18 protein-coding genes are annotated in these 16,253 nt (G+C 38.7%); 8 read left to right on the top strand and 10 right to left on the bottom strand.

Going from position 1 to position 16,253, the window contains the following annotated elements; translation table 11 throughout:
- Window positions 1–7 precede the first annotated feature (7 nt).
- The 4 genes from QQK06_RS06535 to QQK06_RS06550 all read left to right on the top strand — a co-directional run bounded on the left by QQK06_RS06535 (window position 8) and on the right by QQK06_RS06550 (window position 3,972).
- Window positions 8–535, top strand: coding sequence for a cytochrome b (locus QQK06_RS06535; RefSeq protein ID WP_284243863.1), 528 nt, complete (start codon window positions 8–10; stop codon window positions 533–535).
- Window positions 536–695: 160 nt separating this feature from the next.
- Window positions 696–1,370 carry a DUF2726 domain-containing protein gene (locus QQK06_RS06540; protein WP_284243864.1) on the top strand — a complete coding sequence of 225 codons (675 nt, stop codon included), beginning with the start codon at window positions 696–698 and terminating at the stop codon, window positions 1,368–1,370.
- Between the two features lie 668 nt (window positions 1,371–2,038).
- A complete protein-coding gene (locus QQK06_RS06545; RefSeq protein ID WP_284243865.1) occupies window positions 2,039–3,262 on the top strand; it encodes a reverse transcriptase family protein in 1,224 nt (407 codons plus the stop codon).
- Complete coding sequence (locus QQK06_RS06550; RefSeq protein ID WP_284243866.1) at window positions 3,259–3,972, top strand: retron Ec48 family effector membrane protein; 714 nt, start codon at window positions 3,259–3,261, stop codon at window positions 3,970–3,972. The genes QQK06_RS06545 and QQK06_RS06550 overlap by 4 nt, the downstream gene beginning before the upstream one ends.
- A 78-nt stretch (window positions 3,973–4,050) precedes the next feature.
- Here the strand turns inward: QQK06_RS06550 and QQK06_RS06555 are convergent, their stop codons facing one another.
- Window positions 4,051–6,465: an exonuclease domain-containing protein gene (locus QQK06_RS06555; RefSeq protein WP_284243867.1), complete on the bottom strand. Its 2,415-nt coding sequence runs from the start codon at window positions 6,463–6,465 to the stop codon at window positions 4,051–4,053.
- A gap of 230 nt (window positions 6,466–6,695) precedes the next feature.
- The gene (locus tag QQK06_RS06560) at window positions 6,696–7,355 is read right to left on the bottom strand and encodes an outer membrane beta-barrel protein (protein WP_284243868.1); all 660 of its coding nucleotides are present in this window, start codon (window positions 7,353–7,355) and stop codon (window positions 6,696–6,698) included.
- Window positions 7,356–7,537: 182 nt separating this feature from the next.
- Between QQK06_RS06560 and mtnN the strand changes: the two genes are divergently transcribed.
- Genes mtnN through QQK06_RS06580 form a run of 4 tightly spaced genes read left to right on the top strand, consistent with a single transcriptional unit; the run spans window position 7,538 to window position 10,320 of the window.
- Window positions 7,538–8,251, top strand: a complete 714-nt coding sequence (gene mtnN / locus QQK06_RS06565) for a 5'-methylthioadenosine/S-adenosylhomocysteine nucleosidase (RefSeq protein WP_284243869.1) — start codon at window positions 7,538–7,540, stop codon at window positions 8,249–8,251.
- A gap of 26 nt (window positions 8,252–8,277) precedes the next feature.
- On the top strand, window positions 8,278–9,243 hold the full coding sequence (locus QQK06_RS06570) for a cobalamin biosynthesis protein CobD/CbiB (RefSeq protein WP_284243870.1): 966 nt from the start codon (window positions 8,278–8,280) through the stop codon (window positions 9,241–9,243).
- A 38-nt stretch (window positions 9,244–9,281) separates the two neighbouring features.
- Window positions 9,282–9,674: a rhodanese-like domain-containing protein gene (locus QQK06_RS06575; RefSeq protein WP_284243871.1), complete on the top strand. Its 393-nt coding sequence runs from the start codon at window positions 9,282–9,284 to the stop codon at window positions 9,672–9,674.
- 22 nt (window positions 9,675–9,696) lie between these two features.
- Complete coding sequence (locus QQK06_RS06580; protein WP_284243872.1) at window positions 9,697–10,320, top strand: trimeric intracellular cation channel family protein; 624 nt, start codon at window positions 9,697–9,699, stop codon at window positions 10,318–10,320.
- A 7-nt stretch (window positions 10,321–10,327) separates the two neighbouring features.
- Here the strand turns inward: QQK06_RS06580 and QQK06_RS06585 are convergent, their stop codons facing one another.
- The 8 genes from QQK06_RS06585 to QQK06_RS06620 form a co-directional block, all read right to left on the bottom strand.
- A complete protein-coding gene (locus QQK06_RS06585; RefSeq protein WP_284243873.1) occupies window positions 10,328–10,927 on the bottom strand; it encodes an outer membrane beta-barrel protein in 600 nt (199 codons plus the stop codon).
- A 138-nt stretch (window positions 10,928–11,065) separates the two neighbouring features.
- Window positions 11,066–11,470, bottom strand: coding sequence for a ribonuclease E inhibitor RraB (locus tag QQK06_RS06590; protein WP_284243874.1), 405 nt, complete (start codon window positions 11,468–11,470; stop codon window positions 11,066–11,068).
- On the bottom strand, window positions 11,454–11,888 hold the full coding sequence (locus QQK06_RS06595; protein WP_284243875.1) for a hypothetical protein: 435 nt from the start codon (window positions 11,886–11,888) through the stop codon (window positions 11,454–11,456). Before QQK06_RS06595 ends, QQK06_RS06590 begins: the two co-directional genes overlap by 17 nt.
- A gap of 23 nt (window positions 11,889–11,911) precedes the next feature.
- Window positions 11,912–12,445, bottom strand: coding sequence for a DUF4136 domain-containing protein (locus QQK06_RS06600; protein ID WP_284243876.1), 534 nt, complete (start codon window positions 12,443–12,445; stop codon window positions 11,912–11,914).
- Between the two features lie 99 nt (window positions 12,446–12,544).
- Window positions 12,545–13,051: a nitrous oxide reductase accessory protein NosL gene (locus tag QQK06_RS06605; protein WP_284243877.1), complete on the bottom strand. Its 507-nt coding sequence runs from the start codon at window positions 13,049–13,051 to the stop codon at window positions 12,545–12,547.
- Entirely contained in the window at window positions 13,051–13,869 is an 819-nt protein-coding gene (locus tag QQK06_RS06610; RefSeq protein ID WP_284243878.1) for an ABC transporter permease, read from the bottom strand. Before QQK06_RS06610 ends, QQK06_RS06605 begins: the two co-directional genes overlap by 1 nt.
- Window positions 13,866–14,822 (bottom strand): ABC transporter ATP-binding protein, encoded by a 957-nt coding sequence (locus tag QQK06_RS06615; RefSeq protein ID WP_284243879.1) that lies wholly within the window; start codon window positions 14,820–14,822, stop codon window positions 13,866–13,868. The genes QQK06_RS06610 and QQK06_RS06615 overlap by 4 nt, the downstream gene beginning before the upstream one ends.
- Window positions 14,823–16,190: a nitrous oxide reductase family maturation protein NosD gene (locus tag QQK06_RS06620; protein ID WP_431313656.1), complete on the bottom strand. Its 1,368-nt coding sequence runs from the start codon at window positions 16,188–16,190 to the stop codon at window positions 14,823–14,825.
- Between the last annotated feature and the right edge of the window lie 63 nt (window positions 16,191–16,253).

Here is a 16,253-nt window from a genome sequence, read left to right on the forward strand (position 1 = left end):
TTTCCTAATGTCCGATAACCAAGTGATTAAATACTCAGGCTTATTACAAAAACTCCATTGGCTAACGCTCGTGTTAATTATCGCCACATTTGCCTTTATCGAGTTTAGAGGAATATTCCCAAAAGGCACCGACAATAGGGATTTAATGAAACTCTGCCATTTTACTTTAGGGTTTACCTTATTATTGCTCACCGCCATCCGTTGGTTTATCCGACGCCTTCCTAATAATTTAGCAGCTATTCAAACAATCACCCCTCCAATTGCTAGATATGCGCACCTTTGCTTTTATTTTCTGCTAATTACCATGCCAATATTAGGTTGGTTGATCCTCAGTGCAGAAGGGAAGTCACTAGTTTATTTCGGATTGGAATTACCACGACTGATAACTGAAAATCACGAACTAGCAGAAGTATTTGAAGAAACCCATGAACTGTTAGGTAAACTATTTTATTTGCTAATAACAGTGCATGCTTTAGCCGCACTGTATCACCATGTAATTAAAAAAGATCATACTCTTAAAAAAATGCTACCTTAGCGAGCATATACTTATCTTAATTAGCTTGGCTATTTTCAAATAATAGCCAAGCTAAACTTCCCTTCAAATAAAATAGCTCTGATGACTTCTAGTGGCACAATTTCTGCTTAATGTCAGTACACCCTATTGTTGTCAAAATTTTGAATAGCTGGAGATATCTATGGAACTCATCTTATTCGCCATGATCAGCCTTATTGTCATTGTTGCCCTGCTAGCAAGCCGGTTAAATGACAATAGTTTTCCTTTTCCATTTGATAAGAAAACAACTGTTTTTACTGCTGCAGAAAAGAACTTCCAAAATTTGCTGGAACAAGCTATCGGCACAGAGTACCGTATTATTAACCGGGTAAAGCTTTCTGATATTGTCACGATACGCAGTGGTGTTTCAACAAGAGCCACTCAGACAGCAGTCGGCAATGCTGATAATAAATACCTGGATTTTGTTATTTGCGAGAAAAGCACCATGAAATTACTTGGGGCTATCGATTTAGTTGATACTCAAGGTAGAGGCTATAAAGTGAAAAAAGACTGGTTTGTTAGTGGTGCAATGGAAGCAGCAGCAATTCCTCACCTAAGGATCAAAGTAAAAAGTAACTATACGCTAGAAGAAATCAGAGCTTGTATTAAAAACCGCATTTTAGGTAATACTAAACCTGAGCCAAAAATAAAAGGTCGAATTATCCCTGCACCTTTAGTAAAAGCACGAACAAAAGCAGCTAAACCTGAAGCCGGTGTTATTACAAGCGCTGCAGCAAAGGCGTTACCAAATAATGGGGTATCTGCCCATACTGCAATGCCGAGACAATTGCCACAAACTCACGCACTGCCGCATTAGCTTAAAATGAATACATCGCCGCTTCTGTGCATGACGTATAAGGATATACTAATGCCGTGCAGGTATGGATGCCTAAGAACGGCCCTGACACCGCGGCATACCGTTCATCCTGAACATAAAAAATGGCTCACTCGTTGCGGGCTATTAAGTCAAAATGTGGCTATATGATTGTAATCACCATATAGCCATATTTTTCAAATGATTAGATTGAAATTAAGGAGTGATAAATAGCTAACATTCGGTTAAAAAAGGATGTTTTATTGATTATTCGAGCCAAAAAGTAATCCTCGTACAATTTATTATATAAATTACAAATAGATGTCTAGATTTGAGAATTGTTCATCAGCTATCTTTCTTATAACACTTTCACCGATATATAACCTTGCTTATTGTTTTTCTTTTTCTTATTATGAAGTTATAGGCAGCGCCTCGCTGTTCCATCAAGCCAATATTAAATCGGTGCAACTTAGCTCATTTAGGTGAGCGCGATATCTAAGTTTTAGATTTCGCAACAGGATGGCCATAGGTCAATCGCTAAGGCCGCAAGCGACCGTAGCGCATGATATGCCTAGCTGCAATCAATTTTGTATTTATGTACCGTGGTATTGAATTTTTTGATGGCTTAATTGATTGCTCCCTAGATGTAAGGGAAAAGCTAGGCATATATTATGGAAAATTTCGCATTTAAAATTAAAGCAAATAACCGGATTTCAAATAAAACTAATTTAGCCAAAGCGCTGAAGGTTACTGAAGCCGATCTAGATAATGCGTTGTCGTTACCAGAAAGTAAAAAATACTCTGTAAAGAAAGTTGATAAGAAAGGCGGTACTCAGAGGTTAGTTCATAACCCCCACAACTTGTTAAGAAACATTCAACACAGAATCAACAATCGAATATTCAATCCTCGTAATCAATTAAAGCAATCCAGCAGAACTATAAATAAAAGTCTTGTTCATTGGCCCGATTATATATTTGGTTCTGTTCCAAACTCTTATGTATTCGATCATAAAAGCAATCTGGAAGAAATATCTAGAGATTATATTTCTTGTGCCAAACATCATTGCTTGTCTAAGCAAATGATTAAGATAGATATTGAAAACTTTTTCGATAACATCGCCAAAAGTCACGTTGAAGAACTGTTTTCCAAGCTGTTTAAATTCCCTAGAGATGTGTCAGCTACACTAGCAGAACTTTGTACGTATAAAGGTACTTTGGTACAAGGTGCTTTAACCTCAAGCTATATAGCTAGCATGATTTTATGGGACGTAGAGCCAGCGTTAGTACAGAGACTAAGAAACAAAGGCTTGGTTTATACAAGGCTTGTCGATGACATTACTATTTCCTCAAAATCCGATAAAGCCAATTTTGAATTTGCTAAAAACTTAGTCTCAAATGCATTAACAGAGAAAGATCTGCCCATCAATGAGAAAAAAACCGAACACCTAATAAAAGGCGCTTCTGACTATTTAGTACACGGGTTGAGAGTTAACTTTAAGGAACCGAGGTTACCCACAAAAGAAGTATCAAGAATTAGAGCTTCAGTAAATAACTTAGAAAAATCAGTAAAAGAGAGCAACTATAGGACAACAATCGATTATAGAAAAAGCTACTACCGATGCTTAGGAAGAGTTACAAGAATGAAACGAGTAGGTCATAACCAAGCAACTCTTTTAATGAAACGATTAGATAAGATTTTTCCACTGCCAAACAAAAATGATATTAAGCGCGTTTCGAGCCTTATCAAAAAGTTACAAAACAAGGGAACCGCTGAAAAACATAAGTATTATTATCAGAAGATAGTAAATATAGCATTCAACGACATTAATCTAATTCAACGTATCTATAAGCAAGATGCGATAATACTCAGGGAAGAAGTTAAGAAATTAATATGAATAATTTATCTTCGATCTATAGAACAATAATAATAACTTTAATTGGGCTTGCATCTTATATTTTTATTTCTATTTCGTTATCAATGCATGATGAACTAAGTCTTTTGGGGTTAAATAACGTCTGCCTCAGTAAAATTAACTGCTATGCAAGCTTCTTTGATACACTCAATAAGGTATTGAAAGATTCAATTTTTCTTTTCCAAATTGCGTTTTGGATTATTGGAGTAATGGCGACTAGACTAGCTCTAGTGAGCTATATGAGTACAATATCTTCATCTAAATCCAATATCCACCTCTCAAATTTAAAATCATTTAAGGAATATGTAGAGTACCTTTTTGATTCATACAACTTTTTTAAATTTGAAAATATAGACGTATTAAAACTTTATAATTTGGCTTTTCCTAATTCATCGCAAGGTGTAATTTCCTTGACAGAAAAAAATGAATATACGAATTGGTTAAAAGATATAAATAGCCAAATTGCAACTTCTAACAATATGATAAATGGTAAAAAAGCAGATAGCTTTTGTTACAAATCACATCAAAAATCAATGATTAAAATACTTGCTAAAGGTGGCTTTCAAATTACACCACAACCAAGAAACCATTATTACGAAGTAGAAACACAACTCATTGAATTATTGCACAAAGTAAATAGTGAATATTTAAGGCTGTCAAAGTTTAAGTTTGAAAAAAGATTATACGTTTAGAAGCCCCTTTCAGTGGTTGCTTCTGAGGGTTCTAAAGACACCATAAATTAATTACCCTGTGGCTATTAAGCAATCACTTCAAAAATTTGAAATGTGTTTAGGTACATCCGAAAACCGACTATGGACACTGAAACTAAGAATGTCAGAGGCTGTATAGGCTTTATCAGTAATGCCAAGTCTCTGTGCTGCTGTTGTTGGTTCTGAATGATCTTTTTTACTTAATAGTGATTTTTCATTTGTACGGCAAAAGTTGTTATAAACTCGCATAATTTCAATCAGCTTGGACATCCATGTAGGGTTATAACCAGCATAAGCATTCCAGCGCTTTGAATTTGTCGCGCTGGTTGGTGGGCGTTCAAGCATATTAATTAAACGCCTTAAAATTTGAAACCAGTTGTCTACACCATTAAGAGAAGTGTCTTGCAAAATACTGGATGCAAGCTCAATTGACTCTCTATTTGTACCTGATAATGGATGTATTCCAACAAAGCGTGATTTCGTATTTGGGTTTACCAACCACTCAGAACGACTTCCCGGTTGAGTAACAGGGGTTTTGTATTGGATTTTCCACATTCGCTGCCATAGCTGTCTTTCTGATTCATCAGGGTACTCCCTTTTAAGCTCATTCAAACGAGAATTCAACTCGTCAGCCATACCTTTATCGAGTAGATTTGCACCACCATTTTTTTCAGTAGTAACCATATAAGCATGAAGCTTTTCGCTTTTAATCATGTCATGAAAAACAGCAGGACACATTGTGCTAAAACCACTGTCATTGTCTAAAAAGTAAATAACCTGATCACATTTTCTTAAGAATGACTTTATTCTTTCGAAGTGAGCTAGAGTGCTATAGGTCTGATGTACCAGAAGTCCGCGCCTTGGCATTTGAAGAGGCACATTGATGTAATTATCGTCTGTTGGTAATTCAATGTCTTCGTCATTCAATATGTATTGACCAAAACGTCTGTAGTACCTTGCCTTTAAATACTCTTTTTTCCGTTGATGCTCAGATTTAATCTTTTTTGCATCAGAGTTCGGGTCGAAATTAACAGTCGATGCAAGTGTATATCCCGTAATATTGTCTACCGTTGAAGTATTCACAATACGAGAAGGCATTGGGCTATTAGTATCGTTCCAATTAGATAGATAATACTGTCTGTCGCAACTTAAAATTGGAGTATATTGAGCCAAGCATTCTGGTAATAAAAATTCGTAGAATCGAGCAAATGTCAAAGCCTGATGATAGAAGAAATCAATTTTGTCATAAATGGTTTGAGGGTTTACATCCAATACTTCAATTTGTCGATTAACAATCCCCTTATTTACAAAGGCCAGAAACAGTGGTTCGTTTATATCTCTTCGATAATGTTTTTGCTGAGGATCGAGTACTACTGAGAAATTCTTTTTGCACAACTTACATTGATATCGTTGTGAGCCGTACATAGGTTGCATCTTTAGCTCTTGCCTTGGTTTTCCTCCGTTTTTTCCCTTGGTAACATATGGTACTACCCACTGGCGAGTTTTACGTGTAAATCCATTTTTTTTGTATTTCTCTGGATAGGTGTAAATACCTTTTCCAACATTTTTACACGCCTGTTCTGTGTTTCCGCATGATGGTTCTTCAATAACAAGCAATTGCTTAATACGAAGGCTTTCTTGAATATAAGCTCTGTTATTAATTAGGATGGAGCTTTGATTGCATAATGAACAAGTAAGAGAATGAGTACCGTCTTTATTGTGCGTTAACTTATAGTCATTACCTAGTCCTCGCTTTGGCGTACCATCAGAATTGCGATTAGGATTCTTAGCAGGGATTCCAAAATTTTTACAATCTGCATTTTTGCAATAATTTAACTGAATTAGCTTATTGTTTTTGGGGTGTTTAAATGCTCTCGGAATTGCAACAGCTTTTGGTTTTCGTTGTGGTTTTGTGTGTGGAGTGCGAGATAGTGGTTTTTCTGCTTTATCAGTAAGTTTAAAATAGAGCTGTGCCGTAAGATCAGCATCTATATATGCACCATGCTGCTTTCGATTAGAGAGATCTATACGGTAGCGTTTGCAAGCCGCATCGAGGGATATCCGACTAGTATTAAATGTCTGTTTAGCTAGCTCCATCGCACAGCTTATTTTATGGCAGTGATTATCTAAATGAATATTTTTTCCAAGAAGTCTAAATTCGGATTCAATAAAGCCAATATCAAATGCTTTGTTGTAAATTATTAAGTGGCAATCTTCTAGAAACTCTAAAAGGTTATCAGCGATAGACTCGAACTCAGGCTTATTCATGCGGCTTTCGTCCGTGATGCCATGTACTTTAAGAGCGTTTTTGTTTGATGGCTTATTTCCTGCGCAAAGTATGGACTGAAGCACTCTACCTGATGGTTTCTTGTCAATATATTCGATGCAGGCAATATCGATAACTCTGTGATTGCCTTTATGTGGACTTAACCCTGTGGTTTCAGTATCTAGAAATACTATTCTTTTTGATGCCATAATTACCTCTATGAAGTAATTATAGTTTAAATTATTAAAATCTTAAGCTTTATTAATAGGTTAAAAAAATCCTCGTAAAATCTTCTTTATTAAAATAAGCGCGTTGATATTGATTTTAAAGGGTTTTGATAAAAAAATGGCTGGTGAAATTATTCACCAGCCACAGCTTGACTTAATAGCCCGCACTCGTTGAGCCATTTTTTATTATGGTATTTCCAATAACACTTTACTTAAAAGTGATAAGTAACACCGACAGACATAACATCGATATCTTCACTATCGCTTTTGTAAATTTCGTACTCTCCACGTAGTGACCAATTATTCCACTGATAGCTCATACCTACGCCATAAAATGCGTCTTTATCATCTACTGACTCAGAATCACCATCTGAATAGCTATAACGCTGACCATCATAAACATCAGATGCGCTCAAATTATATTTCAAATCAGCATCCCATGAGAAAACACCTAATTTGGCATAAAGCGCTACTTGTTCATTCACTGGCATAATGCCAACCAAATTTAAGATCAAGCCAGAAACTTCAACTGCCGCATTAACCTCATAATGAGAGCTATAGTATTCATCTACATATGCTCCAGATAAATTTGCCGTCACTTCGCCTAAGTTAGCGTAACCACCCTCGATAGCAAAATGCGGGTTAAAGCTATAGCCAACAATTAACTTATAGGCTGAATCTGAATCATCAATAGCAGCATCGTTACTAATTTCCAAATCGACTTGTTCAACATCAAAAGATGACTTACCTAAGTATCCGCCGAGATAAAACTGCTCTGCAGACGGCGAAACCTGATAAACTACCAGCGCATCATCTTCTGTCGCGGTAACAGAAGCGCTTAACAATAAAAGTGAAAGTGCCGTTTTTTGCATAAAATTATCCTCATTACTTCCCTGCCATGTCCAAAAATTAACATAGCGTTAACAAAAACGCGGCGAGTATATAGAGAGAACAGGAACTTGTCGATAATTACTGATGTCACTTAGAAAAAATTTAATTCCCTATGATAATCACGCTATAATCCCAGCATATATCACTAATTAGCAAATTATCTATGAAAGCAGGCATTATTGGCGCGATGGAGCCAGAAGTTGCTATTTTAAAAAGCAAATTAACCCAGTTAACCACCTCAGAAATCGCAGGATACACTTTTTATCAAGGACAGTTGGACGGCACAGATGTCGTTATTGTTCAGTCTGGTATAGGTAAAGTTGCTGCGGCATTAGCAACTGCATTTTTGATCAAAGAATTTCAACCAGATTATGTGGTAAATACAGGTTCAGCGGGTGGATTTGAACAGTCATTAAAAGTAGGCGATATAGTGATCAGTTCAGAAGTGCGCTACCACGATGTAGATGTTACAGCATTTGGCTATGAAGTAGGACAATTACCAGCAAATCCGGCAGCTTATATGCCTCACTCCAGACTAGTAGAAGCCGCTCAGGCAGGTATCGCTCAACTGGATAATATTCAAACCTTAGTTGGTTTGATCACCACAGGTGATACCTTTATGACCAAAGATGATGATATTGCCAAAGCCCGTGCTAACTTCCCGACAATGGCAGCGGTAGAAATGGAAGGGGCTGCCATCGCACAAACTTGCCACCAGCTTAACGTACCATTTGTTGTCATTCGTTCAATGTCTGACATTGCCGGTAAAGAGTCACCAACATCGTTTGAAGCATATTTAGAAACTGCCTCGGTAAATTCCTCACAATTAGTATTAAATATGCTAAATAACCTTAAGACTACTGAGACACTCAGCTAGCACCAACAAACAATAAGAGTTACTGCATGGACTTTTTATTACAACTACCGGCAACAGCACATAATATTCTACTGTTATTACTGGTAGTTGTAGTTAAATGGCTACAAGCTCAGTTTTTCCCCGCATCTTCAGTTAACTTCCTGCAATTTTACTGTCAGCAACTGGCTGCTAAAGTCAATAAAGCACAAGACAGCACCACCCATCAAAAAATCGCAGGTATCATAGCTACCTTAATTACATTCGTTCCTATAGTATTGATCTTGTGGATATTTGCAGACTTTGTCGCGCTTCCTTTTATCTGGGATGGCTTGCTGCTTTATTTTGCCTTCGGCGCATTTGGGCTCAATGCCATCGCGCAGCAAGAAGCAAAGTACCTCAGCGAGCAAAATAAATATCAGGCTAAACAAACCCTTGCCCCACATGTATTGCGGGACACCGAACAAATGTCACCGTTAGGCTTAACCAAAGCAAGCATAGAAATGCTGATAATAAAAAAATTTCAGCAACAATTTACCGTCGGCTGTTATTTTTTATTACTCGGTCCTCTGGCGGCGTTTAGTTATCGGATGTTATTAGAAATGCACTATAGCTGGAATATCAAACAGGCTAAATTTCGCGCCTTTGGACAATTTATTCATCACCTTGTTGCCCTAATACAGTGGCTACCAGGACGACTTTACTTACTCGGTTTGATACTGACATCAATAGGTAGTGCAACCACGTTATACTGGCGTCTGGTTCGACAGCATTTCTTTAAACTCGATAACAATATAGTCATCGGCTATTTTGCTTACTTGTTAAGTATTCAGCTCGGGGGCGTAGCCATGTATAGTAAAGAAAAATTAAGGCGTATCAGTTTTAATCAACAGTCGCGTCAGCCTGAAGCTAAGCATATCCTACTAGCAATAAAGCAACTTAATTTACTCACCACATTATTCATGGGATTATTAATTTCACTCTTGGTTATTATTACTATACTAAGTGGTAAATAGCTTATCGTCATCACCCAAAAATTATCAACGAGGTCCTCATGAAGTTCAAACAGTTAAGTACGCTATTATTACTGGCTGGCACCAGTTTTTTGTCATTTGCCACTCAGGTAAATAGTTTATCGCAACAACAATTATTGACGCTACTTAATGCACCAAAAACTGAACCTTTTGTGATACTAGATGTACGAAGTCAACAAGAATTTAATCAGGGTCATATCAAAGGAGCACTTAATATCAGCCATGATCAAATTGAACAGCACTTGACTGAACTCAGTCAATACAAGGATACACTGGTCGTTGTACATTGCCGTTCAGGTCGTCGCGCACAAGTTGCTGAAGCCGTGTTAATCGAGCAAGGCTTTAACAAACTCCATCATTTGTCGGGTGATTATCAAGCCTGGGTGGCAGCTGATTTGCCACTGGTAAAATAAGCTAGCACACTTATCACAGCTAATGTTTGAGTTACTTTACTGGCTTGATTTATTTGGTGTCATCGTTTTTGCGCTTTCCGGCGCATTAATGGCGGGGCGGTATCAATTGGATCCCTTTGGTGTTGTGGTGCTAGCTGCGGTAACAGCCATAGGTGGAGGTACCATTAGAGACGTGATCTTAGGTACTCAGGTGTTTTGGGTTGCAAACCCGATTTATTTATATGTAATTTTAGCCACTGCATTATTAACTATCATTTTTATCCGCCGCCCGAAACGTATTCCTAAACGCTTTTTACTCATTGCTGACGCCTTTGGTTTAGCGCTATTTGCGGTATTAGGCACGCAAAAGGCTTTAGGGTTAGGGGCTACCACCTCTGTTGCTATCGTTATGGGAACTATTACTGGCGTTGCCGGTGGCATGATCCGTGACGTCTTATGTAACGTTATCCCTATGATACTCAGACAGGAAATTTACGCCTTAGCAGCAATGCTTGGTGGCTGCCTGTTTGTTATTTTCAATTGGTTGGGCTTATCAGAAAATGTCGCGACAATTTACGCCATTATTGGTGCGTTGGCACTAAGGTTAGCAGCGATATATTGGCAGGTTTCCTTACCTGCCTTTCAAATTGTTGACAAAGAAAAGTAGCTCATGCTTAAAATAGATAGCTAACGCCAATATTAAAGGTACTCATGTCTAAATCACCAAGATTATGCATTTGGAAACCGGCATTGAGACCAATGCCCGCATCCCAACGGTATTGCCAACCAGCTTCGGCATAAATTCCGGTACCGTCTTCATCAACGATCTTTTCACGTTCTAGGTCAAACTGATAATCATAAAATTCAGCACCTATTTTCGCATAGAAGGCATTACGCTTTGATACTTTTAACTCACCTTTTAACGCCACGATGACAGAGCCAAAATCAAAATCATCTGCTAATAACTCAACGTGCTCTGTATCATCATTAAAACATTCCAAACTGCCGCCAGCGTTATTTTTACATTGCCAATCTTCGACATCTTCAGCCCCTAACAGCCCTGCTTCCAGATATAACCCCGGCATAAACTGATAGTTATAATAAAGATAAGAAGTACCAACGCCCTGGTTATCGGTATCTTTGCCTTTGTATTCCAGACCGCCACCGCCCACTTGTAGACCGATGCTATGCTGTGTCTTCATTTGTTCAGCATTTACCATTGTCGGTCCAGCAAATGCAATCATAGTTGCCATCATATAGTTAACAAATTTCATCTCGATTCCTTAGTGCATTCACAGTGAATGTATTCTCGGATATGCTAACTAATACTGCTGTTAGAGAAATGTGCAAAAAATGTTTATTTTTGTAAGTGAATGGTGGAAAAGTGAAAAGACGATAGTGATTATAAAATATTAGGCTTCAATCCCCCAGCCATCATTGTAACCGTCAAACTGGCGAGCAATTTGTTCAAACTGCGCTTCCTGAGCGACAATGGTGTCATAATTGGGCACCATCACTAAAGTACAATCTAAATCCCAAACATTAGGCGTTTGGTCAGGGTGAAGATCGACGATGATCTCAGGCGCTTTGGCCGCTAAATGTTCAGCCATTGCCATCGCCTGTTCTTTCTTTTCAAATAATTGAAAAAAAACCACTTTGTGCTCAGCAGCTAAGTCAATTCCAGCATCTTGCATCTCTGCTAATACCTGGCCGGTTTCATCATTTGGGAAATTCATATCAGTCCAGTTTTTCAATTTTTCGTTATTATAGCGGCATTCAGACGTTAAGGTTAGCGTATTTTTATTTGCTAATAACACATAAATTAGCCTGACATCTCGCACCAGCAGATGGTGGAACCTCAGGGCATTTTCCTGCCAATGATTGATCAGACGCAGTTTTTGCCAAAATTGCCGCCCCGATAGTATTAATCGCTATATCACAGGTGAGATCAGCAAATTGCGCCTGTATCAATACACATTGCTCATCGCTGATACAAGTTAAATTTTGTCGAATAATATTTTTCGTTATCGACGTCTTGCTCTGGCTGCTATTTCCATCACTAATAACCAGCTCAGCTCTGGCGGCAGATTTTGAATTCCCCTCAGCAGAGCGAACACCTTGTGCTTTAATTTCAGTCACCCGCTGCTCATTATCGTGCAATAATTTACCCAGCCCCAATAACACCATGCTTAAAGTCACCAAAACCCCGGTTGAGATAATTAACCATTTCAACATCTGCAAATCCCTCTGATAAACAATTAACTAGGTGATGCGTGTAACGGAAAACTAGTTAACATATGCTTAATTACCGTCTGGATTTTTTCTTGTACCTCGAAACTATTATCTTGTTCTTTTATATCTAATGGATACACACTGCGCCAAACAGAGCGATGACTGTCACGACTAACAACGTCAAGAATCAAACTGCCCGGCTGCATTCGCCATGTTTTTTGACGGTTATCTCGGTCACTCAGCGTTAAACAGGGACGACAGAAACTGACGCCACGATTATATTTTTTTAGCTCTTTTGATTTATTGATCAAATGATAACTGATCAGAATATCCGCTTGCTCACTACTTTGATAACTATACCCTAGTGAGTCCAGCGCCTGCTCAATCGCAAGCTCAATGCTATTACGGGTAGCATCACTGATATTTTGGTATTCGCTAAATGCAGAATTACGATCAAAAGTGCTATAACTTTTAATCGCAGAAAAATCATAATAGCGACTATATTTCGCCGATGCTGGCAAGCGACCGCTACAGGAAGTAACAGCAGGTAATAATAACAAAAAAATGAGCAGCTTAAATAATCGCATCCAGGCTTAATATGATATCGTTTAGCTGCTAGCCTAGCCCAGTAAAATATCAAGCGTCAATGGTTATAGCAATTATTCCATTAATACCGCTAAGTCAACTTGTTCAAACGCCAACACCTGACCACCAAACTGCTGAGCAAACTGCTGAGCGTCTTGCTGTTTAGCAAAGCTCGCCAGAGTCGGCCCCATAGCCCCTGTTTTATCAGAACCTGCAACAAACCAGGCAGTTTTGGCATCGATAAAGTAACTGTCATTCGGCTCATCCCAAGGTGATTTACTCATATCATGCACGTAGATACTGGTAACATTGCGTTTGTTTTCTGGATCGAGATAAAAACTGAACATGTCCCGAGTCGAACAAAATTTATGGATTTTATTGCTTTCTTTTTCCGTGATCCCTTGTCGATAAAGTTCAGCTTTTGGACCAGAAAAATTTGCTATCAACATGCCACACAAGTGGCATTCATCGTTTGATTCAATCGCTACCGACTGTTGCTGCTGATGTTTATTTTCATCAGGTTGTGAACAAGCCACTAACAGGCACAGAATGAATAATGGAAAAGTAGTTAAGATTTTCATTACAATTTCTTCTTCTTAAAAATAAAATTTGCCAATACTAACGGCATAATGACCCAGCTAAGCAGCAAGACAAATAACTGTTGTTGCGATAAACTGGATTTAATCGCTATTGCCAGCGCACCATTAACATCACTACTATCTAGCCCCGCAAGGTTCACTAAACGGAAAATATCGGAAGGGTTGAGCATCATAAGCTGAGTTAAACCTTGTTGGCTGATCCCTTGTTCAATTCCCACCAATAGTGCGAGTAAACCTAAGTCAAACACTAGAGCAAATAAAAACCAGGTGATTAGTGCTAACCCCGCTGCTTTAGATTTTTCTGCGACCGATAAACTGATCAAATAAGCAATGGCAGTAAAGCTTAACCCTAACAACACGGCACTGAGTATAAAGGTAAAAAACGTTGTGAACACTAAGCTATCATTGGTTTGCAGATACAATACTATCGCTGAACTACCAAAACCAAGTAAAGTCGCCAGGGCAATAATGCTGCCCTGCCCTAAAAATTTTCCCAGTAACAGCTGAGTTTTACTTAACGGGTAAGTGAGCAGTAACAATAAAGTGCCACTTTCCTGCTCACCAACAAAACTGTCATAACTTAACAATAAAGCAATTAACGGAATAAGAAACACCGCTAAGCTTGATAAACTTGCTACTGTAGTTGATAGCGATGCGATCCCGACCACACCTGATGCCGCAGCGCCAACATAGGTCAGTCCAATCGATAAAACAGCAAATATTGCGGTAATCGACAATAACCAGCGATTACGCAGGCCATCGCAAAATTCTTTACTGGCAACAGCTAAAATTTGTTTCATTCTCTATGCTCCGCTGCTGTATCGTGCTGGTTTTGATGCTGGTGTTGCATCAAATAATGTTGATAAACCTGCTCCAGATTAGCGGGCTCAACATCAATATTTTGTAATGATGGATAAGATAATAACTGACGCAAGATTGCCAGTTTATCTTTTTCTGGCACGAGCAAAATATCCTGCGTATTTTCACCTGTTAAATATTGCATTAACTGTGCATCTTGCCTAAGCGTGCCATTTAAACCATACGGTTTAATACGTATCGGTAAATCTACTTGTGTCCTAAGCTCTGCTAAGCTACCGGATGCCAATAAGTGACCCGAAGATAAAATCATTGCCCGATCAATATGTTGTTCAACCCCGGGTAATACATGGGAACATAGAATGACACTGGTGCCCTGACTTTTAAGCTGATCAACCGTTTGATAAAACTCAGCAGTCGCAATTGGATCTAAGCCGACAGTTGGCTCATCCAATAACAACAACTTAGGTTGACCTATAAATGCCTGAGCCAAACCTAACCTTTGTCTCATGCCTTTAGAATAAGTTTTCACTTGGCGTTTCATCGCATAGGTGATGCCGACTTGTTCCAGCAACGCCATAGCATGTTTTTTACTATAGCCTTTTAATCGGGCAAAGTAAGTGAGTACTTCAAGCCCAGTAAGCTGTTCATAAAAACTAACATTTTCCGGCAGATAACCTATTCTCGTCCGCATATGCCAGGCAGTTTTTGAATCAGGGGCACACCCCATAACTTCCACCTGACCTGAGCTTGGTGAGATCACCCCTAGGATCAGTTTCATCATAGTGGTTTTACCAGCGCCATTGTGACCAAACAATCCTAAAACTTCGCCTTGATCAAGATGCATATCAATTGAATCAAGTGCAATGAGCTTGGGATAATGCTTACCGACTTGCTTTAACGTCACTAACCGGGAATCGTTTACTGAATGTGTCATCTAATCACCTTTATCCGTTACGGGTTGCAACGCAGTTTTAACACCCGCTTTGACACTCATATGGGTAAATACCTTATCTTGCTGCTGCAAATGCGGTGAAGTCATCAATGGATAGCTGTCTTTCACTCCAGGTGGTTTTAATACCGGAAATTGTTTTTGTACCCAACGTAAAATAAGCACTGCGGGGCTGTCCATTAACATTTTCATTTCAGGGTATTGCCATAATAATTTATCGATACCGTCATTCGGCTCAAACGCGCTATCACCAATACGGTCATTATCCATATCCCAACCCAGATAATTACTCCAGTAATTGCCCTGTTGCTGCTGACTCCATTCCTGTTTCTTATTGGAGACATATTTCACCTGAGTCGGATTGTTAATAAAGCTATTACCATAGACCTTAGTGCCTTCAGAACCTGCGGTTAAGTGAATACCAATTTCCGCTGTATCAATCAGGTTATCGTTAATGGTGTTATAGGCAGAGTTATAAACAAACAATCCCTTACCATCACGGCCTAATACTTTATGTTCGGGTTTGGTCCAGACATTTTTAATACGGTTATGACTAATTTGCGAATAGGTAATAAAATTCATTAAGAAGCCATAATCTTCGCTATTGTGGCTAGTATTACCATCGACTACTAAGTGACGGGAACTCATTAAGGCATAACCCGCACGGGTATTATAAGCATGATTATTTAATACCTTGTTACTATGAGAGTACATGTAATGCACACCATAGCGAAGATCATGCATGGTATTGTTTTCCAGAGTATTTTGCTGACTGGAGATGATGTATAAGCCATCGCGGGTATGAAAAACTTCGTTATCGCGAACGACGACATTTTTAACTATCGACAATTGAATACCATTACCGCGATCGGCAGAGCGTAAATTAAGATTGCCCTCAATGGTGTTGCCTATCACTTGTGAATCATCAGATTTTTGCAACCAGATACCAAAGCCATCACCTTTTAACTGATTGTTTTCGATTAAAATACGCTGAGACTGACTATCAGAATAAATACCCGCATTTTGTGCTGTCAGATCCTGGCCCCAGTTAATAATGTTAAGGTTTTTTATGTGAATATCTGATGCTTGTAATAGTAGCCCATGCCCCTGACCTTGAGCGTCAATGATAACTCCCGGCTGCCCTAACAAGGTAATACTATGCTTAATGACAAAATTACCCGAGTAACGTCCCGGTGCCAGTCGCAAAATATCGCCATCAGCCGCCTGATCCAGCCTTTGCTGTAAATTATCTTGAGCAGAGATTTCAAACTGCTGCGCCAGAGCAACATTCGTTACCGATATTGCGACCACAAATGCCAGACTAAACAGGAAACCCCTCTGTATTTTTGCTATTAATACCAAGAGCTATCTTCCATTGCGATTTTCTAAAACTATCCTATCAGCAATTGTGACACT

This window comes from Thalassotalea insulae (assembly GCF_030161395.1).
Taxonomy (GTDB): Bacteria; Pseudomonadota; Gammaproteobacteria; order Enterobacterales; family Alteromonadaceae; genus Thalassotalea_E; species Thalassotalea_E insulae.

Coding starts and splice junctions, on each gene's coding strand:
- QQK06_RS06615 (WP_284243879.1), bottom strand. CDS start 14,822: ATGACACATTCAGTAAACGATTCCCGGTTAGTGACGTTAAAGCAAGTC.
- QQK06_RS06550 (WP_284243866.1), top strand. CDS start 3,259: ATGAATAATTTATCTTCGATCTATAGAACAATAATAATAACTTTAATT.
- QQK06_RS06570 (WP_284243870.1), top strand. CDS start 8,278: ATGGACTTTTTATTACAACTACCGGCAACAGCACATAATATTCTACTG.
- QQK06_RS06535 (WP_284243863.1), top strand. CDS start 8: ATGTCCGATAACCAAGTGATTAAATACTCAGGCTTATTACAAAAACTC.
- QQK06_RS06580 (WP_284243872.1), top strand. CDS start 9,697: ATGTTTGAGTTACTTTACTGGCTTGATTTATTTGGTGTCATCGTTTTT.
- QQK06_RS06555 (WP_284243867.1), bottom strand. CDS start 6,465: ATGGCATCAAAAAGAATAGTATTTCTAGATACTGAAACCACAGGGTTA.
- QQK06_RS06610 (WP_284243878.1), bottom strand. CDS start 13,869: ATGAAACAAATTTTAGCTGTTGCCAGTAAAGAATTTTGCGATGGCCTG.
- QQK06_RS06560 (WP_284243868.1), bottom strand. CDS start 7,355: ATGCAAAAAACGGCACTTTCACTTTTATTGTTAAGCGCTTCTGTTACC.
- QQK06_RS06540 (WP_284243864.1), top strand. CDS start 696: ATGGAACTCATCTTATTCGCCATGATCAGCCTTATTGTCATTGTTGCC.
- mtnN (WP_284243869.1), top strand. CDS start 7,538: ATGAAAGCAGGCATTATTGGCGCGATGGAGCCAGAAGTTGCTATTTTA.
- QQK06_RS06585 (WP_284243873.1), bottom strand. CDS start 10,927: ATGAAATTTGTTAACTATATGATGGCAACTATGATTGCATTTGCTGGA.
- QQK06_RS06605 (WP_284243877.1), bottom strand. CDS start 13,051: ATGAAAATCTTAACTACTTTTCCATTATTCATTCTGTGCCTGTTAGTG.
- QQK06_RS06595 (WP_284243875.1), bottom strand. CDS start 11,888: ATGTTGAAATGGTTAATTATCTCAACCGGGGTTTTGGTGACTTTAAGC.
- QQK06_RS06575 (WP_284243871.1), top strand. CDS start 9,282: ATGAAGTTCAAACAGTTAAGTACGCTATTATTACTGGCTGGCACCAGT.
- QQK06_RS06545 (WP_284243865.1), top strand. CDS start 2,039: ATGGAAAATTTCGCATTTAAAATTAAAGCAAATAACCGGATTTCAAAT.